18 protein-coding genes and 1 tRNA gene are annotated in these 21,053 nt (G+C 72.9%); 8 read left to right on the plus strand and 11 right to left on the minus strand.

Going from position 1 to position 21,053, the window contains the following annotated elements:
- Positions 1-16: 16 nt before the first annotated feature.
- Together AC1RSJ_RS02110 and AC1RSJ_RS02115 are read left to right on the plus strand one after the other, a co-directional pair.
- Positions 17-1,510, plus strand: a complete 1,494-nt coding sequence (locus AC1RSJ_RS02110; protein ID WP_493116668.1) for a sulfatase family protein — start codon at positions 17-19, stop codon at positions 1,508-1,510.
- Positions 1,507-3,012: a sulfatase-like hydrolase/transferase gene (locus AC1RSJ_RS02115; RefSeq protein ID WP_493116669.1), complete on the plus strand. Its 1,506-nt coding sequence runs from the start codon at positions 1,507-1,509 to the stop codon at positions 3,010-3,012. Before AC1RSJ_RS02110 ends, AC1RSJ_RS02115 begins: the two co-directional genes overlap by 4 nt.
- A gap of 119 nt (positions 3,013-3,131) precedes the next feature.
- Here the strand turns inward: AC1RSJ_RS02115 and AC1RSJ_RS02120 are convergent, their stop codons facing one another.
- Positions 3,132-4,772 (minus strand): alpha-L-arabinofuranosidase family protein, encoded by a 1,641-nt coding sequence (locus AC1RSJ_RS02120; protein WP_493116670.1) that lies wholly within the window; start codon positions 4,770-4,772, stop codon positions 3,132-3,134.
- A gap of 47 nt (positions 4,773-4,819) precedes the next feature.
- On the opposite strand from AC1RSJ_RS02120, the gene AC1RSJ_RS02125 reads away from it, so the two are divergent.
- Positions 4,820-6,046, plus strand: coding sequence for an FAD-binding protein (locus AC1RSJ_RS02125; RefSeq protein WP_493116671.1), 1,227 nt, complete (start codon positions 4,820-4,822; stop codon positions 6,044-6,046).
- A gap of 12 nt (positions 6,047-6,058) precedes the next feature.
- On the opposite strand, the gene AC1RSJ_RS02130 is transcribed toward AC1RSJ_RS02125, so the two are convergent.
- The 3 genes from AC1RSJ_RS02130 to AC1RSJ_RS02140 all read right to left on the minus strand — a co-directional run bounded on the left by AC1RSJ_RS02130 (position 6,059) and on the right by AC1RSJ_RS02140 (position 10,193).
- Positions 6,059-7,531: an NAD-dependent succinate-semialdehyde dehydrogenase gene (locus tag AC1RSJ_RS02130; RefSeq protein WP_493116672.1), complete on the minus strand. Its 1,473-nt coding sequence runs from the start codon at positions 7,529-7,531 to the stop codon at positions 6,059-6,061.
- Positions 7,532-7,615: 84 nt separating this feature from the next.
- Positions 7,616-8,215: a TetR/AcrR family transcriptional regulator gene (locus AC1RSJ_RS02135; protein ID WP_493116673.1), complete on the minus strand. Its 600-nt coding sequence runs from the start codon at positions 8,213-8,215 to the stop codon at positions 7,616-7,618.
- A 67-nt stretch (positions 8,216-8,282) separates the two neighbouring features.
- Positions 8,283-10,193 carry an MDR family MFS transporter gene (locus tag AC1RSJ_RS02140; protein WP_493116674.1) on the minus strand — a complete coding sequence of 637 codons (1,911 nt, stop codon included), beginning with the start codon at positions 10,191-10,193 and terminating at the stop codon, positions 8,283-8,285.
- A 240-nt stretch (positions 10,194-10,433) separates the two neighbouring features.
- Between AC1RSJ_RS02140 and AC1RSJ_RS02145 the strand changes: the two genes are divergently transcribed.
- Together AC1RSJ_RS02145 and AC1RSJ_RS02150 are read left to right on the plus strand one after the other, a co-directional pair.
- A complete protein-coding gene (locus tag AC1RSJ_RS02145; RefSeq protein WP_493116675.1) occupies positions 10,434-10,850 on the plus strand; it encodes a VOC family protein in 417 nt (138 codons plus the stop codon).
- The gene (locus AC1RSJ_RS02150) at positions 10,847-11,602 is read left to right on the plus strand and encodes a phosphotransferase (RefSeq protein ID WP_493116676.1); all 756 of its coding nucleotides are present in this window, start codon (positions 10,847-10,849) and stop codon (positions 11,600-11,602) included. The genes AC1RSJ_RS02145 and AC1RSJ_RS02150 overlap by 4 nt, the downstream gene beginning before the upstream one ends.
- A gap of 1 nt (position 11,603) precedes the next feature.
- Here AC1RSJ_RS02150 and AC1RSJ_RS02155 read toward each other — a convergent pair whose 3' ends face one another.
- From AC1RSJ_RS02155 to AC1RSJ_RS02165, 3 genes are all read right to left on the minus strand, one after another.
- Positions 11,604-12,815: an NAD(P)/FAD-dependent oxidoreductase gene (locus tag AC1RSJ_RS02155; RefSeq protein ID WP_493116677.1), complete on the minus strand. Its 1,212-nt coding sequence runs from the start codon at positions 12,813-12,815 to the stop codon at positions 11,604-11,606.
- 31 nt (positions 12,816-12,846) lie between these two features.
- Complete coding sequence (locus tag AC1RSJ_RS02160) at positions 12,847-14,136, minus strand: HupE/UreJ family protein (RefSeq protein ID WP_493116678.1); 1,290 nt, start codon at positions 14,134-14,136, stop codon at positions 12,847-12,849.
- A gap of 99 nt (positions 14,137-14,235) precedes the next feature.
- The gene (locus AC1RSJ_RS02165) at positions 14,236-15,084 is read right to left on the minus strand and encodes a sulfurtransferase (RefSeq protein ID WP_493116679.1); all 849 of its coding nucleotides are present in this window, start codon (positions 15,082-15,084) and stop codon (positions 14,236-14,238) included.
- A gap of 183 nt (positions 15,085-15,267) precedes the next feature.
- On the opposite strand from AC1RSJ_RS02165, the gene AC1RSJ_RS02170 reads away from it, so the two are divergent.
- Entirely contained in the window at positions 15,268-15,660 is a 393-nt protein-coding gene (locus AC1RSJ_RS02170; RefSeq protein ID WP_493116680.1) for a four-helix bundle copper-binding protein, read from the plus strand.
- 82 nt (positions 15,661-15,742) lie between these two features.
- On the opposite strand, the gene AC1RSJ_RS02175 is transcribed toward AC1RSJ_RS02170, so the two are convergent.
- Positions 15,743-15,991 (minus strand): hypothetical protein, encoded by a 249-nt coding sequence (locus AC1RSJ_RS02175; RefSeq protein WP_493116681.1) that lies wholly within the window; start codon positions 15,989-15,991, stop codon positions 15,743-15,745.
- 97 nt (positions 15,992-16,088) lie between these two features.
- Positions 16,089-16,760, minus strand: coding sequence for a DUF998 domain-containing protein (locus AC1RSJ_RS02180; RefSeq protein ID WP_493116682.1), 672 nt, complete (start codon positions 16,758-16,760; stop codon positions 16,089-16,091).
- Positions 16,761-16,862: 102 nt separating this feature from the next.
- Here AC1RSJ_RS02180 and AC1RSJ_RS02185 point away from each other — a divergent pair, with 102 nt between their 5' ends.
- On the plus strand, positions 16,863-17,483 hold the full coding sequence (locus AC1RSJ_RS02185) for a TetR/AcrR family transcriptional regulator (protein ID WP_493116683.1): 621 nt from the start codon (positions 16,863-16,865) through the stop codon (positions 17,481-17,483).
- Positions 17,484-17,746: 263 nt separating this feature from the next.
- On the opposite strand, the gene treS is transcribed toward AC1RSJ_RS02185, so the two are convergent.
- Together treS and AC1RSJ_RS02195 are read right to left on the minus strand one after the other, a co-directional pair.
- Entirely contained in the window at positions 17,747-19,996 is a 2,250-nt protein-coding gene (gene treS, locus AC1RSJ_RS02190) for a maltose alpha-D-glucosyltransferase (RefSeq protein ID WP_493116842.1), read from the minus strand.
- 407 nt (positions 19,997-20,403) lie between these two features.
- Entirely contained in the window at positions 20,404-20,817 is a 414-nt protein-coding gene (locus AC1RSJ_RS02195) for an ACT domain-containing protein (RefSeq protein WP_493116684.1), read from the minus strand.
- Between the two features lie 95 nt (positions 20,818-20,912).
- Between AC1RSJ_RS02195 and AC1RSJ_RS02200 the strand changes: the two genes are divergently transcribed.
- Positions 20,913-20,985: transfer RNA gene (locus tag AC1RSJ_RS02200), tRNA-Arg, on the plus strand.
- The last annotated feature ends 68 nt before the right edge of the window (positions 20,986-21,053 follow it).

The following is a 21,053-nucleotide window of genomic DNA, read 5'->3' on the forward strand; positions in this document are numbered from 1 at the left end:
CGGGAAGGATCCCACCATGTCGACGACGACGCCTCGCAGCATCCTCTACGTCCTGACCGACCAGCACCGCGTGGACACGCTCGGCGCCTACGGCAGCTCGGTCAGCACGTCCGCGCTCGACCGGCTCGCCGCTTCCGGCACCCGCTTCGACCGCTGGTACACCCCGACCGCGATCTGCACGCCCGCTCGCGCGAGCCTGCTGACCGGTGCGGCCCCGTTCCGGCACCGGCTGCTGGCGAACGCCGAGCGCAACGTCGGCTACCTCGAAGACCTGGCGGACGACCAGTTCACCTTCGCTGGTGCGCTCCAGGATGCCGGCTACCGCCTCGGGCTCATCGGCAAGTGGCACGCCGGCACGCACAAGGCGGCCGCCGACTTCGGCTTCGACGGGCCCGACCTGCCCGGCTGGCACAACCCCGTCGACGCGCCCGAGTACCTCGCCTGGCTCGAGGAGCACGGGCATCCGCCGTACGCGATCACCGACCTGATCCGCGGCACGTTCCCGAACGGCGGGCCGGGCAACCTGCTCGCCGCGCGGCTGCAGCAGCCGGAGGAGGCGACCTTCGAGCGCTTCCTCGCCGACCGGGCGATCGCGCAGCTGCGCGAGTACGCGGCCGGCAGGCGGGAGGACGGCCGTCCGTTCTTCCTCGCCCTGCACTACTTCGGGCCGCACCTGCCCTACCTGCTGCCCGACGAGTTCTTCGACCTGTACGACCCGGACGAGATCGAGCTGCCCGCCTCGGTGCAGGAGACCTTCGTCGGCAAACCGCCGGTGCAGCGCAACTACTCGGCGCACTGGACGTTCGACACCATCCCCGAGGACGTCAGCCGCAAGCTCATCGCCGTCTACCACGGCTACGTCACGATGATCGATCGCCAGCTCGGCCGGGTGTTCGACGCGCTCGACGAGCTCGGACTCGAGGACACGGCCGTGTTCTTCTCGAGCGACCACGGCGAGTTCACCGGCGCCCATCGGCTGCACGACAAGGGCCCGGCGATGTACGAGGACATCTACCGCACGGCCGGGATCATCCGCGTGCCCGGGATGCCGGAGGGCCAGGTGCGCGACGAGTTCGTCACCCTCACCGACTCGACGGCCACGATCCTTGCGCTCGCCGGACTCGATCCGTCGCCCGCCGTCGACTCCCGCAGCCTGCTGCCGCTCGTCGCGGGGGAGCAGCCGGAGTGGTCCGACGACGTGCTCTGCGAGTTCCACGGCCACCACTTCCCGTACCCGCAGCGGATGCTCCGCGACCGCCGCTACAAGCTGGTCGTCAACCCCGACTCGGTCAACGAGCTCTACGACCTCGAGCTCGACCCGGACGAGCTGCACAACCGGTACGCGCACCCGGAGCTGCGCGAGGTGCGGGACCGGATGATGCGGCGGCTGTACACCGCGCTCCGCGACCGCGGCGACAACTTCCATCACTGGATGACGTCGATGTACGACGTCGGCGGCGTCGACTACGACCCGAGCATGAGCGGCCTGGACGACGGGAGCTACGCGTGAGCGGCGAAGATCCGATGGCTGAGGAGGCGCGCCAGCGCCGTCTCGAAGCCACGCCGTCCGAAGCCCGCCGCCCGAACATCCTCCTCATCTGCACCGATCAGCAGCGCTGGGATGCGCTCGGCGCGTCCGGCAACCCGCACATCTCGACGCCGAACCTCGACCGCCTCGCCGCGGAGGGGGTGCGGTTCTCGCACTGCTTCGTGCAGTCGCCGGTGTGCGCGCCGTCGCGCGCGAGCCTCATGACGAGCCGCTACCCGCGCAGCCACGGCCTCTGGGCGAACGGCGTCGACCTGCCGCCGACCGAGCGGCTGTTCACCGCGGCCCTCCGCGACGCCGGCTACGACTGCGGACTCGCCGGCAAGCTGCACCTCGGCGCCGCCTGGGGCGGCCGCACCGAGCCGCGCGTCGACGACGGCTTCCGGGTGTTCGAGTGGGCGCACGACCCCTACGTGCGCAGCCCCGACAACGCGTACCACTCGTGGCTCGAGCGCGAGTTCCCGGGGCTGCTCGACGCGACGCTCGAGCTCGGCGGCAACGATGCGATGGACCGGCTGCCGACCGAGTCGCACTACAGCCACTGGGTGGGCGAGGAGGCCATCCGCTTCCTCCGCGAGACGCGCGAGCCGGATGCGCCGTTCTGCTTCGTCGCGAACTTCTTCGATCCGCACCACGGCTTCGGCGCCCCGCCCGAGTACCTGGAGCGCTACGACCCGGCGACGCTGCCGCGGCCGAGCGGCGACGAGCACGACCTCGACGACAAGCCCGCGATCTACCGGGAGGCGTCGGCGCGGTCGTACGCGGGCCATCTGCCGGGCTTCGAGGAGTACACGGCGGACGAGATCCAGGGCATCGTCGCCGAGTACTACGCGATGGTGACGCTCGTCGACGACGAGGTGGGCCGCATCCTCACCGCGCTCGACGACCTCGGGCTCGCCGACGACACGATCGTCGTGTTCACGAGCGACCACGGCGAGCTGCTCGGCGACCACCGGATGCTGCTCAAGGGCCCGATGATGTTCGACTGCTCGGTGGGCGTGCCGCTCATCGTCCGGTGGCCGGGCGAGCTGCCGGCCGGCGCAGTGCGCGACGAGCTCGTGCAGTGGATCGATCTGGCCCCGACGCTGCTCGAGGCCGTCGGGGTTGACCTGCTGCCGCGGGCCCAGGGCACGAGCCTGCTCGGGCTCGCGCGCACGGGGGAGTGGGCGGAGGAGCGCGGCTGGGTGCTCAGCGAGTACCGCAACGCGTGCATCCCCTATCCGGAGCCGGTGTTCACGACGATGCTGCGCACCGAGGACTGGAAGGTGGTCGTGCACCACGGTCCGCCCGCGACCGGGCGGGAGCGCGACGGCGAGCTGTACGACCTGGCCGCGGATCCCGGGGAGCACGTGAACCTCTGGGCCCGGCCGGAGGGTGCCGCGCGCCGGCTCGCGATGCAGGAGCAGCTGCTCGACGTGCTGGTGGCGACGGAGGACCGGACGCAGCCGAGGCTCGCCGACTTCTGAGGCCGCCCTTCGTGAGGCTTCGAGACGCGCCGTCGACGGCGCTCCTCAGCCAGCGGATTCGGCGTCGAGGCTTCGACAGGCTCAGCCATCCGAAGGGGGCTCAGCCATCCGAAGGGGGCTCAGCCATCCGACGCGATGAGGAGCGTCACCGAGTGCGCCGGGAACTCCACGTCGCCGTTCCGCACGTCGATCCGCTCCTCGGCCGAGAGCACCACGCGCGCCGGGTCCGAGAGCCGGTTCACCGCGAACAGGTCGTCGACCCCGGCGCCGAGCGTGCGCCGCGTCACCGCGCCGGACAGCGGGCCGTCGGGCAGCTCGAGCCGCGCCGTGATCGCGTCGGAGGGCGAGCGGTTGATGACGGCGAGGCGCAGCGATCCGTCATCCGCCGTCGTCGCCGACACGTCGAGCATCGCCGAGGTGTCGGGCATCGTGCGCAGGTCGGCCGGCGCATCCACCGCGCCGAGCCGCAGGTCGATCGAGCGCGACGGCCCCTCGACCTCGGCCGACAGCGGCACCCGGCCGAGGTGGTTCTGATACAGGTCCCACACCGCGTAGGTCGCCGAGCGCACGACCCCGTCCGGCCGCACCTCGAGCAGCCCGTTCGCGTTGACGAGGTTGACGGTGTTCGCCATCCGCACGGGCACGGCGCGGCCGGCGGCGCGATGCAGCGCGTGGAACACCCCGGCGGAGAAGAGCGCGTCCGCGAGCGTGCGGGAGCTGTATCGGTTCACCCGCCAGCGCGGCACGTCGAACGCGGATGCCGGGCCCGTCGTCGGGGTGGAGCCGCCGTCGTCCGCGGGCTCCGGCTCGGCGCCCGCGGCCGGCTCCAGGTGCCGGATGTTCCACTCGTCGAGCGCGATCGCCAGCGCCCGCTTCGCCCCGTGCACCGTCGGCGTCGCCGCGATGAGATCGGATGCCGCCGCCAGTTCCGCCTCGACGTACGCGGGCTGCGCGGCGATGGCCGCGAACTCGTCCGCCCGCGCGTCGGCGGCCTCCGGCCCGGTGCCGAGCATCCGGTGCAGGGCGGCGCCGTAGAGGTGGATCGAGACGAAGTCGACCACGTCGCCGAGTCCGGCGACCACCGGCTTCAGCCACGCCTGATCGGTGTGCCCGACCGCGACGATCTCACGGGGCCCCGCGACCTGGTCGAGGAACCGCGCATGCTCGCGGGTGTCGGCGACGTAGCGCTCGACGGGGCGGTGCCCGTGCTGCCACTCGCCGTAGACCTCGTTGCCGAGCCCCCAGAGCGGCACGTCCCAGGGCCGGTCGCGGCCGTCGGCGGCACGTCGCCGGGTGAGCTCCGTGTCACCCGGGAAGAGCACGTACTCCGCCCACCGCACCGCGTCCTCCACATCGTCGCCGCGGTGCGCGAGGTACGGGGTCGTGCCGACCTCCTCGCACCAGGCGAGGAACTCCGGCGTGCCGAACCGGTTCGACTCGACGCTGCCCCAGGCGAGCTCGAGCCGGCGCGGCCGGTCGTCGCGCGGCCCGGTGCCGTCCTGCCAGCGGTAGCCGGAGGTGAAGTTGCCGCCGGGCCAGCGCACGACCGGCAGCCCGAGCTCGAGGCAGGCGTCGATCACGTCGCGTCGCGCCTCCGCCAGCGGACCGTCGCCGCCCACCGCGAACCGCGAGCCCGCGTCGACCACCCCGCCCTCGATGTTGCGGAAGAACGCGGACTCGAGGAAGTGGCCGTAGATGCGGTCGTCGATCCGGGCGGGCGTCGGCAGGGGGCGGATGCGGATGCGGGCGTCGCTGCTCATCCCGTCCATCCTCGCGCGGCGGCGACGGGACAGGGAAGGATGAGCCCATGCGCAACTGGTCTGGCAGCTACGAGTTCACGGCACCGGAGATCGCGGCGCCCGACAGCATCGACGCGCTGCGGGACGTGGTCGTCGCCCACGACCGGGTGCACGCGGTCGGCTCGGGGCACTCGTTCCACGACATCGCGGAGAGCTCGGGTGTGCTCGTGTCGACGGCGTCGCTGCCGGCGGCGATCGAGGTCGACGCGGAGGCCCGGATCGTGCGCGTCGGCGGCGGGGTGCCGTACGGCCGGCTCGCGCCCGAGCTGCACCGCCACGGGCTGGCACTGGGGAACCTCGCCTCCCTGCCGCACATCTCCGTCGCCGGCACGATCGCGACCGGCACGCACGGCTCCGGCGACCGCAACCGCACGCTGAGCGCGGCGGTCGCGGGTCTCGAGCTGATGACCGCGGACGGCGGGCTGCGCTGGATCCGCCGTGGCGACCCCGACTTCGACGGCGCGGTCGTGTCGCTCGGCGCGCTCGGCATCGTGACGCGTGTCGAGCTCGACGTGGTGCCGGGCTTCGAGCTCGCGCAGACCGTCTACGACCGGCTGCCGCTCGACGCGTGGCTCGACGGCTTCGACGACATCACCGCGCTCGGCTACAGCGTCAGCGCCTTCACGGCGTTCGAGCCCGGGGTGATCGACTCGCTCTGGGTGAAGCGCCGCGTGGAGGACGGCGCGGCGCCGGCCGCCGTGCTGGGCAGCCCGGCGCGCACCACGCAGCGCCACATGATCATGGAGATCGACGCCGCCTCCACGACGCAGCAGGGCGGGGTGCCCGGTCCGTGGCACGAGCGGCTGCCGCATTTCCGGTTCGAGTTCACGCCGAGCGCCGGCGAGGAGGTGCAGAGCGAGTACCTGCTGCCGCGCGAGCGCGCCGGCGAGGCGATCCGCGCGCTGTACGGCCTGCGCGAGACGATCGCGCCGCTGCTGATGATCTCCGAGGTGCGCACGATGGCGGGCGACGACCTCTGGCTGAGCCCGGCGCAGGGCCGCGACACGGTGGGACTGCACTTCACCTGGCAGCGGCGGGTGCCCGAGGTGCTCGCGGTCTGCGCCCGGCTCGAGGACGTGCTGCTGCCGCTCGGCGCCCGGCCGCACTGGGGCAAGCTGTTCGCCACCCCCGATCCGCTCGCCGCCTACGGGAAGGCGGACGAGTTCCGCGCGCTGGTCGCGCGGCTCGACCCGCAGCGGAAGTTCCGCGGGCCGTTCCTCGAGCGGTACCTCTAGGACTTCCTCGCCCTAGGCGGTCGTCGCCGGGATCAGCGTGTACTTCGTCTCGAGGTACTCGAAGATGCCCTCGGCGCCGCCCTCGCGGCCCATGCCGGACTGCTTCACCCCGCCGAACGGCGCGGCCGCATTCGACACGACGCCGACGTTGATGCCGAGCATGCCGGTCTCGATCGACTCGATGAGCCGGTGCGTGCGGGCGAGGTCCTTCGTGTACGCATAGCCGACGAGCCCGTACTCGGTCGCGTTCGCAAGCCGCACGGCCTCCGCCTCGTCGCGGAACGGCACGATGCCGACGACCGGCGCGAAGATCTCCTCGCGCACCATGCGGGCCTCGGACGACAGCCCGCTGATGACGGTCGGCTGGAAGAACGTGCCGTCGCCCTCGATGGCGTCGCCGCCGGTCAGCACGCTCGCGCCGCGGTCGCGGGCGTCGGCCACCAGCTCGGCGGTGTTCTTCACGGCCTTGCCGTCGATGAGCGGGCCGATGGTCACGCCGTCGTCGGTGCCGCGGCCGACCTTCAGAGCGGCGACGCGCTCCGCGATCTTCGCGCCGAAGGCGTCCGCCACCGACTCGTGCACGAGGAACCGGTTCGCGGCGGTGCACGCCTGGCCGATGTTGCGGAACTTGGCGAGCATCGCGCCGTCGACGGCCTTCTCGAGGTCCGCGTCCTCGAAGACGAGGAACGGGGCGTTGCCGCCGAGCTCCATCGAGGTGCGCAGCACGCCCTCCGAGGCCTGCTTGAGCAGGGCGCGGCCGACCGGCGTCGACCCGGTGAACGACAGCTTGCGCAGCCGCGGGTCGGCGATGATCGGCTCGGACACCTCGCTGGTGCGGTCGGTCGGGATGACGTTCACGACGCCGGCGGGCAGGCCGGCGTCGATGAGCAGCTGCGCGAACGCGAGCGTCGTCAGGGGGGTCAGCGCCGCGGGCTTCACCACGGCCGTGCACCCGGCAGCGAGGGCCGGGGCGATCTTGCGGGTCGCCATCGCGAGCGGGAAGTTCCACGGCGTGATGAGGAACGACGGCCCGACCGGGCGGTGGCTCACGACGATCTGGCCGGTGCCCTCCGGATTCGGTCCGTAGCGGCCGGAGATGCGGACGGCCTCCTCGGAGAACCAGCGCAGGAACTCGCCGCCGTAGGTGACCTCGCCGTCGGCCTCGGCCAGCGGCTTGCCCATCTCGAGCGTCATGAGCAGCGCGAAGTCGGCACGGCGCTCCTGCAGCAGCTCCCACGCCCCGCGGAGCAGCTCGCCGCGCTTCCGCGGCGCGGTGGCGGCCCACTCGGCGGCGGCGTCGACGGACGCGTCGAGCGCGCGCATCCCGTCCGCGGCGGAGGCGCTCGCCACCCGCGCGATCACGGCGCCGGTCGACGGATCCTGCACGTCGAACTCCCGGCCGTCCGCGGCGTCGACCCAGTCGCCCCCGATCAGGAGCCGGTTCGGGGTCCGGGCGAGGAGATCGGATTCGGCGGCGGCGCTCATGGCACGATCCTGACACGATCGGGTCGGGTGCGCCGAGCCGGTCGGCGTGCGCCGTCGCGGTCGCGATCCGCCCCGGCGCCGGACTCAGACCGGGTCGGCGAGCGGCTCGTCGCGCACGCGGGCGAGCGCGTCCGCGCGGGTGCGGAGCGCGGCCGCATCGATATCCGGCACCTCGCCGCCCGCCTCGCGGTGCGCGAGGCTGCCGAGTGCGGTCATGACGAGCGCGACGGCGAGCTCGGCGTCCTCACGGGTGGCGGCGCGGGTCGCCGCGAGATCGATGAACGAGCCGCGCAGCGCGATCATGCCCTGGGTCAGCGTCGGCAGCAGCTCCGGGCGCCGCGTGACGAGCCCCTTGAGCTGCGCGTGCCGCGCGGCGCCGCCGCTGCCGCCGGCGATCACGTCGCAGAGGGCGTCGACGAGGGAGCCCTCGGCCGTGCGGAAGCGCTCGGCCTGCTCCGCCTCGACGGCCGACTCCGGCAGGTCGAGCGCGGCGGCCGTCTTCGACGGGAAGTAGTTGAAGAAGGTGCGCGGCGAGACGTCCGCCGCGGCGCAGATCTGCTCCACGGTGGTGGCGTCGAGGCCCTGCTCGTCGATGAGGCGGAAGGCGGCCTCGTGCAGGGCGCGCCGGGTCTGCAGCTTCTTGCGCTCGCGGAGCGACGGGGCGTCCGCGTCGGTGATGGTCATGTCGGGTTCGCTTCTCCTGCGGATGGGCGAGCCGGGCGGCGCCCGAAGGCGCCGCCCGGCTCTGACCTCACACGCTCTGCGTGCGGATCGTGCCCGTGTCGGTCATGCCGGCGGCGTCGGCCTGCTCCTGCAGCGCCGAGCGCTGCCGCAGCGGCGGCACCTTGAAGAACAGGCTCAGCACGAAGGCGAGGAGCACCACGCCGAGCGCCACCCAGTAGATGACGATCGTGGACGCGTTGAACCCTGTCAGGAACGGCGCGGCCAGTCGGCGGTCGGCCCCGTTGAGGAACGAGGTGTCGCTCGTCGACTCGGTGGAGCTGCTCGACGACGAGGTGTCGGCGTCCGCGATCTTGTCGGCGATCTTCGGCGCGAGCTGGTCGGTCCAGTACGAGCGCTGGCTCGCATCCGTCCAGTCCACGGCGAGCTTGCCGTCGATCACGGAGGCGTGCGCCTTCTCGGCGGCGCCCGCCAGGGCCTGGTCGACGACCTGCGCCGGGGCGCCGGCGGTCGCCGCCGTGACCTGCTTCGTGACGCCGTCGAGCGTGGTCTGGATCTGCTCCTCGATCGGGGTGACGATCGGGGTCCAGATCTGCTTCATGATCGCGGCGTTCTCGCGCTTCTCGGCGACGGCCGGGTTCAGCGCGGCGTTGAGCGCCGGCTTCAGCAGCGACTGGTCGGCCGTGGCGGTCGAGATGTTCGTCGGCAGCAGCGTGAACAGCACGGACAGCAGGATCGCGGTGCCGAGCGTGCCGCCGATCTGGCGGAAGAAGGTGGCGGCGCTGGTCGCGACGCCCATCTGCCGCGGCTCGACCGAGCCCTGGGCGGCGATCGTGAGGGTCTGCATCAGCTGACCGAGCCCGAGGCCGATCACGAACATCCCGATCATCATGTACCAGAGCGGCGTGTCGATCGTCATGAACGTCAGCAGCAGGAAGCCGACCGCCATGAGCGCGGTGCCGGTGATCGGGAAGATCCGGTAGTGCCCGGTCTTCGACAGGATCTGACCGGACGCGATCGAGGCCGTCATGAGGCCGGCGACCATCGGGATCATCGCGAAGCCCGACTCGGTCGGATTCAGCCCCGTGACGATCTGCAGGTAGAGCGGGATGGTCAGCATCGCGCCGAACATGCCGAAGCCGACGAGCACGCCGAGGATGGTCGACATCGAGAAGACGCGCGAGCGGAAGAGGCGCAACGGGATGATCGCGTCGTCCTTCATCCACGTCTCGATGACGATGAACGCCACGAGACCCAGGGCGCCGATCACGTAGCAGGCGATCGAGCCGGCGGAGGCCCAGCCCCAGACGCGGCCCTGCTCGGCCACCAGCAGCAGCGGCACGAGGGTCACGATGACCGCGGTGGCGCCCCACCAGTCGATGCGGGGGGCCGTGTTGCGCTCGAACTTCGGGAGGTGCAGGAACGTGATGACCATGAACAGCGCGACGACGCCGATCGGGAGGTTGATCAGGAACACCCAGCGCCAGCCGTCGACGAAGAGGATCTGGGAGGCCCCGGCGAACAGGCCGCCGACGAGCGGGCCGATGACCGACGAGATGCCGAAGACCGCGAAGAAGTAGCCCTGGTACTTCGCGCGCTCGCGGGGGGCGAGGATGTCGCCCATGATCGCGAGCGGCAGCGACATGAGCGCGCCGGCGCCGATGCCCTGCACGGCACGGAAGCCGGCCAGCATGAGCATCGAGGTCGAGAAGGTCGCGAGGAGCGAGCCGAGCAGGAACACCGCGATGCCGAAGATGAAGAGCGGACGGCGTCCGAACAGGTCGGAGAGCTTGCCGTAGATCGGCGTCGCGATGGTCGAGGTGATCAGGTAGGCCGTGGTGACCCAGGCCTGCTGGTCGAGCCCGTGGAGGTCGTCGCCGATGGTGCGGATCGCGGTGCCGACGATGGTCTGGTCGAGGGCGGAGAGGAACATGCCGGCCATGAGGCCGTAGATGACCAGCAGGATCTGCCGGTGAGACATGATCGGCGCGCCCCCGGGGGCGGTCGAGGGCACCTGAGCCGGTGCGGTGGCGGTGGACACGAAGACCTACGATTCGGTGTCGGGTCGGCGCCGCGCGCGCGTGCATCGACGGCGCTGAGGCGCCGGCGATGGCGGATCTTGCAGGACTGCAACAATACACTTCTGCATTCCTGCGTCAAGTGCACCCAGCGGTCCCTCTTCGGGGGTGATCCCGACGGAGGCCGTCCGTAGGGTGTCGGCATGGATATCCAGTACGTGGCGGGCTACGGCCCGATCGGCCGCGCGGGCGAGATGCCGGACTTCTGGTCCGGCGTGCTCGGCCTCGAGCTCGAGGAGATCGCGCCCGACTACTTCCACGCCAAGCACCTCGGCGGCGCGAAGGTGTTCGGGCTCTGGCCGCTGAGTCAGGCCGCGGAGGCCACGTTCGGCACGAGCGACTGGCCGGCGGAGCTGCCGGTGCCGCAGTCGTGGCTCGAGTTCGAGCTGCCGTCGCGGGAGGCCGTGGCCGAGGGCGCCGCGGAGCTCGCGGCCGCCGGCCAGCGGATCCTCGCCGGGCCGGCGACGGAGCCGTGGGGTCAGGAGACCGCCCGGTTCCTCAGCCCAGAGGGCATCCTCGTCGGGCTGTCGTACATGCCGTCGTTCCACGAGGAGGAGTGAGCGCGGCGGAGACCCCGCTCACCGGCGGCAACGCCACGGCCGGGGTCGTGCGGGTCGGCGACACCGTCCGCAAGCCCTGGCTGCCCGGCACGCCCGCAGTCGCCGGGTTCGTGGAGGCGATCCGCACTCGCGGCGTCGACGCCCCGCGGCATCTCGGGCGCGACGAGCGGGGCCGCCAGGTGATCGAGTTCGTCCCCGGCGTCCTGGCGGACGATGTCGACGCGCTCGCCGATCGCACGCTCGTCCGCGTCGGACGCGCGATCCGCGCGATCCACGATGCGAGCGAGGGCCTCCCGTGGCCGGCCGGCGGGCCGGCGGCGCTGATCCCGGATCCGTCGGGCGCGGCGGACCTCGTCTGCCACGGCGACCTCACCCCGTGGAACCTCGTGCTCGGCGATCGCGAGGTCTTCATCGACTGGGACGGCGCCGCCCCGAGCACGCGCCGCTGGGACCTCGCCTACTCCGCCCAGGCGTTCGCGGGGCTCCGGCCCGGGCAGCCCGTCCCCGTCGGCGCGCGTCGGCTCGCCGCGGTCGTCGACGGCTACGACGCGGATGCCGCGCTGCGGTCGGCCCTCGTCGAGACGCTCGCGGCGCGGGCGGCGGCGATGCACGCGATGCTCCGGGACGCGCACGACGCCGGCGTCGAGCCGTGGGGCTCGATGTTCCTCGACGGGCACGGCCCGTACTGGGCCTCGGTGGCCGAGCACCTCGCAGCGAACCGCTCGGCGTGGGCCGCCGCGCTCTGCGTCTGACTCAGCCGAGCGCGGCGTCGGCGGCGCGACGCCCGGAGACGAGCGCCCCCTGGATCGACGGGGTGTCGCGCCAGTCGCCGGCGACGAGCAGACCGGGAGCCAGTCGCACCGGCCGCCGCAGCGGACTGCCGCCCGGGAGCGCGGGCAGCGCGGCCGGGATGCGCGACACCGCGACGACCTCCCAGTCGTCGACCGCGCGTCCCCACAGTCGTGCGAGCTCGCGGCGGAGCACCGGCTCGGGCAGCGGGTCGGCGCCGAGCGTCGAGGTCGCCACGAGCGACCGGCCGGGCGGCGCGTACGACGGCGCCGCGGCGGACAGCACGACGCTCGACGTGATCGGGCCGCCGTCCGCGTCGAGCGCGAGCACCGGGCGGCGCACCGGCGGCTCGGACGTCGTGTGCCAGACGGTGGTCGCGGCGCGCATCCGCGGGGCCGGCATGCCGAGCAGCCGCGCGGCCGTGGCCGGATCGGCCGCCACGATCACCTCGCGCGCGGCGAGCGTCGTGCCGGCGACGTCGACCTCGCCGGGCCGGACGGCATCCACGGCCGCGCCGTAGGAGACCGCGTCGCCGAGCCGGCCCGCCAGCGCCCGCGGCACGGCGCCCATGCCCTCGCGCGGCACGACGACCGCGCCGCGCACGAACGAGCGCAGCACGAACTCGGCGAACCGGCTCGACGTCTCGAGCTCGCCGTCGAGCAGCACGCCCGACAGGAACGGACGGAGGAACGACGCGGTCGGGCCGCCCGCGATCCGGCGGCGCCGCAGCGTCCGGGAGAACGGCTCGTCGCGGCGGGCCCGGATGCGGCCGGCGGGCTCGGCGGCGAGACCGGCCAGGAACGCGCCGAGGCGGATGCGGTCGCCGACCGAGCCGAGCGGCGCCCGGAGCAGTCCGGCCGCAGCGCCCGGCATCCGGCGCGGATCGCCGACCGGGATGAGCGCGTCGCCATGGCGCAGCAGCGCCCCGGAGACGAACGCGCCCACCGGCACACCCCGCAGCGCACCGAGCCGTCGCACCTCGGGGTAGGCGGTGTTGAGCACCTGGAAGCCGCGGTCGATCATGAAGCCGTCGACGACGTCCGAGCGCATCCGGCCGCCGGGGGCGTCCGACGCCTCCAGCACTCTTACGGCGCGGCCGGCCTCGCGGAGCCGCAGCGCGGCGGACAGCCCCGCGAGCCCCGCGCCGACCACGATGACGTCCTCGCGCTCGCCCACCGTCCGAGGCTAGCCCGACGGCCCGCGACCGCTAGGAGAGACCGGGGATGGCCGGCCAGTCCTCCACGCCCGCGAGCCGCTCCACGAACCAGATGAGCCCGATCACGACGACGAGCCCCGCGACGATGCCGGTGACCCAGAGCGCGGCACGGTGGTTGCGGCGGCGGAGCAGCATGAGCGGCGGGAACAGGATCAGGATGAGTCCGATCTGCACCGCCTCGATGCCGACGTTGAACACGAGCAGCGACCACAGCAGCTGCCAGGAGAACGACTCGCGGATGCCGAGGGCGCCCGCGAACCCGAGACCGTGGATGAGGCCGAACGCGAACACGATCGCGAGGCGCAGCCAGCCGGCGCGGTCGAGCGCGAAGTGGCTGCGCGACTCGACCTCCATCCGGTCGGCGGTCGCGCGGTCGCGGATCAGGCGGAACACGTACCAGCCGGCGACGGCGGCGATCGAGAAGGCGATGGTCGGCTCGACGATGATGCCGGGCGGGCTCACGACCCCCAGCGCGGCGAGGATGAACGTGATCGAGTGCGCGATCGTGAACGAGGTCGCGACGAGCACCACCTCGCGCAGACGCCGAGATCCGGCGATGAGCGCGAGCAGGAACAGGATGTGGTCCGGACCGGTGAGCAGGTGCTCGGCGCCGAGCTTGAAGAACTCGAGGAACCGCTCGTACCAGGCCTGCTCGGTCGAGAAGCCGGTCTGGTCGGCGTCGAGCGTGGCCGAGCCGGACCGGCCGTCGAGGTCGTAGACGACGATCGTCGTGGTGCCGCCCGTCACGAAGTCCTCCGAGGCGGGGAACAGCGTCGAGGTGATGCGGTGCCCGTGCTCGGTGGCGCCCATCGGCGGGCAGTCGTAGTCGGCCACGACGGTCGCGTACGGCACCTGCTGGGCGTCGTCGACCGCCACCGTCACCGTCGTCTCGAGCGTCGGCGTGCAGGCGGCGCCGCCGTACGCCTCGACGGTGAAGCGGTCGGCCACGTAGTCGCGGATCGAGTCGAGATGGTCCTCCGCCGCGGTGCGCATCCCCGCGAGATCGCCGTCGTCCCACGCCGGCTGGCCCTCTCGGTAGAACGGGTCGTCCTGCTGGCTCGAGGCGACCGACACGACCAGCAGGTCGTACTCGAGCCCGAGCGTCACGCGCACGCCGTCGTCGCCGGCGGACCTCGCGTCGGCCCGCACGACCGAGGTGAAGCCGTGCGCCTGCGCCGTCGCCGCGCTCGAGAGCACGCTCGCCGCGACCGCCGTCAGCAGCAGGACCGCGGTCAGGATCGCCCGGGCGGTGCGGGGCAGGAGGGCGGAGTGCTCGGACATCGGCGCCACCGTGTCCGGTCCAGGCGGCGCGCCGGAGAACGGAAGGCGTCCGGCGTCTGAACGCGGCCGCTTCGCGCCGCACCGCACCTCAGTCCGGCGTCACGCCTCCGCGCCGACCGCGACCGGCCGCGAGTCGTCCTGCGACCACTGCGACCAGGAGCCCGGGAACAGCGACGCCCGGATGCCGGCCAGCTCGAGTGCGAGCACCTCGTGCGCCGCGGTGATACCGGACCCGCAGTACACCCCGACCTCGGCGTCGTCCGCGCCGAGCGCCGAGAACCGAGCCCGCAGGGCCTCGGGTGCGAGGAAGCGTCCCTCGGCGTCGAGGTTGTCGGCCGTCGGGGCGGACAGCGCGCCGGGGATGTGGCCGGCCCGCGGATCGATCGGCTCCGTCTCGCCGCGGTAGCGCTCGCCGGCGCGGGCGTCGAGCAACACGCCGCGCGCGGGCAGTGCGGCGGCCTCGTCGATGGTCAGCGCGGGCGCCGAGCCGGGGGCGACCACGGCGTCCCCGGGCGCCGCCGGCGACGGCTCCCCGGACTCGGCGGGCTCGCCGGCTGCGACCCACGCCGCGAGGCCGCCGTCGAGCACCTGCGCGGCGATGCCGGCATCGCGCAGCAGCCACCAGAGCCGGGAGGCCGCGAAGCCGTGGCGCTGGTCGTAGGCGACCACCGTCGATCCGGTGCGCAGGCCGGCGCGCCGGAGCGCCTCCTGCAGCACGGCCGGGTCGGGCAGCGGATGCCGTCCGGCCTCCGACGGCGGCGCCGCGAGCTCGGTGTCGAGGTCGATGAAGCGGGCGCCCGGGAGGTGCGCTTCGAGGTACCGGTCGTGTCCGTCGGTGCGGCCGAGCGTCCACTGCACGTCGAGCAGCACGAGGGCGGGATCCTCCCGCAGCAGCCGCGCGAGCGCAGCGGCGTCGATCAGCGGGCTGGTGGTCTCCGTGTCCGGCATGGCGGCACCTCCGTGGGGTCGGCCTCCATCATCCCGCCCGCGTGCGCCGGCGTCGTCGCGGGGCGTCATGGAGCGCCCCACGGATCCGCCGGACGGATGCTGGACGGCCCTCGCCCGGGTCGGGGAGGTCGGCGTAGCCTCCGTGCAACAGCACCATCCACCCCCGACGGAAGGCGGCTCGCCATGATGACGATGGCCGAGATGATGAAGTCCATGCCGATGCAGGACATGGGCATGGACGCGATGATGATGCAGGAGTGTCTGGAGTCGTGCTCCGCCGCGGCGATGGCCGCGACGATGTGCGCGGATGCCGACGCGGGCGACGGCATGGGCCGCTGCGCCTCGATGTGCATGGACATGGCCGACGTGGCCACGACGATGATGCGCATGATGATGCGCCCCGCCGGCATGGACATGACGGTGATGCGCTCGATGTTGCAGGCGTCCATGGACATGTGCGCCGCCTGCGCCGCCGAGTGCCGCATGCACGACACCGACCACTGCCGCATCTGCGCCTCCGCGTGCGACGCGATGATGGAGGCCTGCGGCCGCATGATGTCCGCGATGGCCGCCTGAGCCGTCCGCTCGGAGCACTGCACGCCGGCCGCCGAGGCGGTCGGTTCCGGCCGGGAGGCCGTCGGTTCCGGCCGTGAGGCCGTCAGGCGATCGGACGCGCCGGGATGCGGGCGCCCTGTGCCGCGAGGAGCTCGGCGGCGCGGTGCCAGGCGACCGGCTCGCCGAGGGCGATCGCCCGTGCGCGCACGGTGACGAGCGATCCGTCGAGCAGTGCGATGGTGAGGCGGCCCGCGGCTTCGGCGAGCACGATGCCGTCGCGCCATCCGGTCGGGGAGGCCGCCGCGATCGCCAGCTGCATCGGCAGCGCACTCGTGGTCTGATCGTGGTTCATGGGGGCCTCCTCCCGGGGTTCCAGCGACGATAGGCGCGTCGGGAGGACCCCGCGAGGGGTGCCGTCACACGGCGTCACGGACAGGGGGCGGCCGCTCTCAGGCTCGACGGGACCGCAGCGGATGCGGCGACCAGCGGGAGATCTGCACGCAGGCGAGCGCGAGCCAGAGCCACTGCGCCAGCACCGCGAGCCAGAGCAGCGGCGTGCCCGCCGGCGTCTGGCCGAGGGCCGCGCCGGCGACGAAGCCGACGAGCACGACCAGCCCGAGCAGGAGCGAGACGAGCCCCATCCGCCGGTCGCCGATCCGCCGGCTCCAGCCCGAGTGCGCGAACGCGGCGGCGGCGATCGCGACGAACCCGATCGCGCCGGCGAGCAGATGCAGGATGCCGCTCGTGCTGAACGCGCCGCCGGTCGAGCCGGGCGGGAACCCCGCCACGGCATCCGGCGGGAAGAACGACGCGGCGATCAGCGCGGCGCCGTCGACGATGGCGAGCGCGCCGATCACGAGTCCGCTGCCGTCGCGGATCGCCCGCAGCACGCCGACGCCGGCGACGATCACCATGAGGCCGGTGAGGATGAGGTTGCCGCGCTGCAGCCAGCCGAGGTCGCCGAGCGTCAGCAGCGAGAGCGCGTGCCTGGTGAGGTCGAAGCCCGGGCGGGTCAGGGCGAGCACGAGGCCGACCACGACGTAGAACGGCCCGGCCACGACGCCCCAGCCGAGCAGGCTCCTGGTGACCGCCGCGCTTCGGTCGAGCTCGTCGTCCGCCATGCTCTCTCCTGCACTTGAGAGTGCAGTAGTGCACTCGCGGGTACACTATGTGCGACGGCGCGCAGGACACAAGCCGCGCCGCGATCAGCCCGGGAGGCGTCGATGCCGGCAGCGGAGGATCCGCGGGCCACGCGCTCGCGGGCGTTGATCCTCGACGCCGCGGCGGCGGTCTTCCTCGAACGCGGGTACGAGCTCGCCACCGTCGACCACGTCGCGGAGGCCGCGGGCGTCGCGAAGCGCACCGTCTACAACCTCTACGGCGAGAAGGAGGCCCTGTTCCGGGCGACCGTGATGAGCTCGATCGCCACCGCCGAGCGGTTCAGCGCGTTCCTCGCGGACGAGGTGCGCGCGGTCGAGGATCCGGTCGCGGAGCTGCCGGGCGTGGGGGAGCGGCTGGCCGAGTCCGTGCTCTGCGGACCGGTCCTGCCGCTGCGCCGCCTGCTCGCCACCGAGTCGCGGCGCTTCCCCGACCTGGCCACCGACTACCGGGACGGCGCGCCCGAGGCGGTCATGCGGGCGCTCGCCGACCTGTTCACCGGGCTCGCGGCCTCCGGCTCACTGCGCGTGCCCGACGCGGAGATCGCGGCCGAGCACTTCGCGTTCCTCGTCATGGGCGCCGACCTCGACCGCGGCATGTTCCGGCCGGACGTGCCGAGCCGCCGCCGGGTGCGTGCCCGTGCCCGCGCCGGCGCCGAGGCGTTCCTGCGGGCCTACCGCGCCTGAGACGCCGCACCACCCGACCGGACACGGCCGCAGGCCCGTGGATCCGGGACGTGATCCGCGGGCCTGCGTGCCGGTCCAGGTGCGGCGGACGAGCGGGAGCGCTGGGGGGTGCGGTCTCGGTCGTCCGCCGCGGTCCCGGCCGTGCTCCTCCGCTCAGGGTCGCGGAGGGTTCGGGTTCCGGCCGGGGGTCCGGGAGCTTCCAGATACAGGGATACTCCTGGCCGGACCCCGCGGTCTCCGGGTTGAGCCTGATCGGGGCAGGGTCACCCCTGAACGGCGGGATCCTCCTCGGCGGGCCCGAGCAGCAGGAAGGCGCCCGCGTAGGGCTCCAGGTGCACCGGGAAGCTCTGCAGGTCGTCGACCCGGCCGATGGTGTCGCCGGTGGCCGCGTCGATCACGTCGCGCTGCACGGGGAGGGCCTCCGAGCGCACCGTGCCGTCGACGACCTCGTCGCTGAAGTTCAGCACCGTGATCTGGATCGGGGCGTCCGCGATGCGGGGGTCGCCGTCGTCGAGGCGGTGCACGAGCACGAGCATGCCGGGGTGCGCGACGTCCGGGATGTCGACCTGCGTCGCCGACGCGATCCCGTGCGTGCGGCGCAGGGCGATCACGTCGCCGAGTCGCGACGCGAACGAGTCCGGGTCCTGCAGCTGGTCGGGCAGCGGGCCGTAGAGGGCACGGCCGCGGGGCATGCCGGCGGCCGAGCGGGAGGCATCCGGATCCGCGCCGAGCAGGTCGTGGGCGCCGCGCTCGATCCAGCGGGTGTCGCCGGTGGCGATGAGCTCCGCGACCTCGTCGCCGGGCAGGGTGAGCATGCCGACGAGGTCCCAGCCGGAGAGCGCGAACACGCCCGGCTGCCAGGCGTTGTAGCGGGCGAGCAGCAGGTGGGCGTCGCGGATCGCCGTGATGTCGTCCTCGCCGATGTCGTCGAGCGTCGCGTGCCCGCGGGATGCCGCGATCACGGACGCCGTCGTGCAGGCGATGCCGTTCGTCGTGAACACGCGGTTGTAGTCCGCGCTGTCGACGAGCGCCGCCGTGAGATCGGCCCGGATCTCCTCCGCCAGCTGCCCGCCGGTGATCTCGCGGTGCCGGAACGGGAACAGGTCGTCGCGGTGCACGGTCGCCCAGTGCACGAGCTCGTAGGTCAGCTCGTCGTGGTTCTGCATGCCGTGCACCAGACCGACCGGCTCGACGCCGATGCGCAGCGACTCCTTCAGGGTGAGCCGGAGGAACTCGGTCTGCCCGGTGGCGAGCGCGTGCTGGTAGCCGGGACGGCTCACGAAGTCGTACGACAGGTCGGCGCCGACCGCGCCGGTGTCGCGGATGTCCTCGATGGCGAGGTTCAGCTCCTGGAACGTGAAGCCGCCGACCTTGCGCACCGTGCCCGCGATGATGTGGTTCGCCGCGTGCGAGAGCGGATGCCCCTCCGACCAGGCCGGCAGGCCCTCGGCGCTCTTCTCGACGCCGAGGAAGCCGTTCGCATCGAGTCGCAGCGCGCTCGAGCCGAGGTCGCCGAGCGAGTGGAGCGCGTCGCCGATGACGAGCCGCATGCCGGCGAAGGTCGGGTCGAGCCAGTTGATGGAGGGCTGCCCCTCCTTGAAGTAGTGCAGGTAGACCCAGCGGCGCTGCACGCCGTCGACGCCGGTGACGGCGTTCGTGGCGCTCCAGTTCGTCTCCTTCACGCCCGGCATGTAGAAGATGACGCGCTGCAGCTCGCCGATGATGTAACCGGCGTCCGCGAGGCTCCGCTCGGTGACCGGGTCGAGGTTGACCGCGTCGCGGCCCTCCGGCACGTCCGGCAGCAGGTGCCAGTCCTCCGGCGGGATCTCGATCATGTGGTAGACGCCGGGGTAGTCCTTGAACGCCATCTCGGCCAGCCGGAAGTCGGCGCCCTTGCCGGTGTGACCCGGCACGATGTCGTCGATCACGCTGCCGCCGTGGGCGTCGGCGACATCCGCGAGGCGCCGGAACGCCTCCTCGTCGCCGAAGATCGGGTCGATCTGGGTGCTGATGCGGTCGAAGTGCCCGTCGACGCTCGGGGTCTCCTGCCATCCGCTGATGCCGCCGGCGCGCTTCACCGGGCCGGTGTGGAGGCCGTCGATGCCGATGCGCTCGAACGCCTGCCAGAGCTCCTCGTCGCCGAGTGCGCCGAGGAACGACTCGCCGGGACGCGTGATGAACGAGATCGGATAGGCGGTGAACCAGACGTCGGCGGTCGCGATCGCGCGGCGGGCATCCGGTCGGGCGTAGGGGTTGCGCCACATGCTCGGCTGCCCGGACAGCTGGCGGCTCAGCACGTCCGCGTCCTTGAGCATCGACTGGCGCACGAGCCACTCCACGTACGACGGGTTCGTGCCCTGGGCGGTGCGGGGATCGGTCGTGATGCGGCGCAGCGTGCCGCGGCGCAGCTGGTCGCGCGGGCGGAGGCGTCGCGGGCGGGCCGGGTAGAGCTGCTCGTCGTACGTGATCTCCGGCGCCGGCTCGAGCACCTCGGCCGGATCGGTGCCCGCGATGGTGGGGTCGTCGGCGAGGCTCGCGGCGGCCGCATCCGCCGCGGTGGTCTCGGCGTCGATTCCGGTGGGGGTGGCGTCGTCCTCGGTCACGGGATCAACGCTAGTGACGGCCGGGCCGATCCGTCAGGAGCGCACACCGGGCGCACACCCGGCTCGGAGGCGAGGGGCGGGTGGGACGGGTGGGTCGGTGCGGGGCTCGGGACGGGCCGGACACCTCGCCAACTCATCCGACCCGGCGAGGGAAGCACTCCCTCGCCGGCCGGTCTCGGTCGGGGTCGTGCACGCTCGGCGCGCATCACGACGGTCGTGAGCGGTACCGCGTCGACCAGGACGGCGGAGGATCCGGAAGCTCGGCGTCGCCAGGCTGCCGAGGTGCGGGATTCTCCGCCCGGGTGCCCGCCGGCGGATCAGAACGGGAGGAGGCGACGGGGCGACGGGCGGCCGGCGAGGCGGCGGAGCACGGTGATCGCGTCGTCCGCCCGGGACGAGGGCACGAGCAGGTGGTCGTGGTGCAGCCCGGCGATGACGTTGCAGCCGATGCCGTGCTCGGCGAGCTCCGCGGCGACGGTCGCGGTCAGTCCGACGGTCTCCAGCGACGAGTGCACGGTCAGCGTGATCCACGACCCGACGAAGTCGTACGACAGCCCGAGGCGGTCCGCATCGCGGCGGGCGACGACGGCCGACATCCCCTCCGACTCGCGGACGCTCGCCTCGACCGCGACGTCGTCCGGCAGGTGCGATCCGTCGACGAACACGAACTCGCCCGCGCGGAACTCGGGCCGCATGGAGCGGATGAGCACCTCGAGGTTCGCGATCGACACGCGTCGATCATCCCACTGAGGAGGCCGATTCGGAGGGACACGGGTCGCGCTGATATAGTCGTCCGGTTGCCTCCGTGTTCCGCACGGGAGGACATGCGCCCGTAGCTCAACGGATAGAGCATCTGACTACGGATCAGAAGGTTGGGGGTTCGAATCCCTCCGGGCGCACTGAAACACTAGACGGAGCGGGTCGCCTGAGGCGGCCCGCTCCGTTTTATCTCCGGAGTTGCACGGCG

The sequence above is a fragment of the Schumannella sp. GW821-FHT10F01 genome, assembly GCF_058809295.1.

Bases quoted from the DNA above. Each gene is read 5' to 3' on its own strand.
- AC1RSJ_RS02165 (WP_493116679.1), bottom strand. From the start codon at position 15,084: ATGCCGGACACGGAGACCACCAGCCCGCTGATCGACGCCGCTGCGCTC.
- AC1RSJ_RS02125 (WP_493116671.1), top strand. From the start codon at position 4,820: ATGCGCAACTGGTCTGGCAGCTACGAGTTCACGGCACCGGAGATCGCG.
- AC1RSJ_RS02120 (WP_493116670.1), bottom strand. From the start codon at position 4,772: ATGAGCAGCGACGCCCGCATCCGCATCCGCCCCCTGCCGACGCCCGCC.
- AC1RSJ_RS02175 (WP_493116681.1), bottom strand. From the start codon at position 15,991: ATGAACCACGATCAGACCACGAGTGCGCTGCCGATGCAGCTGGCGATC.
- AC1RSJ_RS02160 (WP_493116678.1), bottom strand. From the start codon at position 14,136: ATGTCCGAGCACTCCGCCCTCCTGCCCCGCACCGCCCGGGCGATCCTG.
- AC1RSJ_RS02180 (WP_493116682.1), bottom strand. From the start codon at position 16,760: ATGGCGGACGACGAGCTCGACCGAAGCGCGGCGGTCACCAGGAGCCTG.
- AC1RSJ_RS02140 (WP_493116674.1), bottom strand. From the start codon at position 10,193: ATGTCTCACCGGCAGATCCTGCTGGTCATCTACGGCCTCATGGCCGGC.
- AC1RSJ_RS02130 (WP_493116672.1), bottom strand. From the start codon at position 7,531: ATGAGCGCCGCCGCCGAATCCGATCTCCTCGCCCGGACCCCGAACCGG.
- AC1RSJ_RS02185 (WP_493116683.1), top strand. From the start codon at position 16,863: ATGCCGGCAGCGGAGGATCCGCGGGCCACGCGCTCGCGGGCGTTGATC.
- AC1RSJ_RS02135 (WP_493116673.1), bottom strand. From the start codon at position 8,215: ATGACCATCACCGACGCGGACGCCCCGTCGCTCCGCGAGCGCAAGAAG.
- AC1RSJ_RS02145 (WP_493116675.1), top strand. From the start codon at position 10,434: ATGGATATCCAGTACGTGGCGGGCTACGGCCCGATCGGCCGCGCGGGC.
- AC1RSJ_RS02110 (WP_493116668.1), top strand. From the start codon at position 17: ATGTCGACGACGACGCCTCGCAGCATCCTCTACGTCCTGACCGACCAG.
- AC1RSJ_RS02170 (WP_493116680.1), top strand. From the start codon at position 15,268: ATGATGACGATGGCCGAGATGATGAAGTCCATGCCGATGCAGGACATG.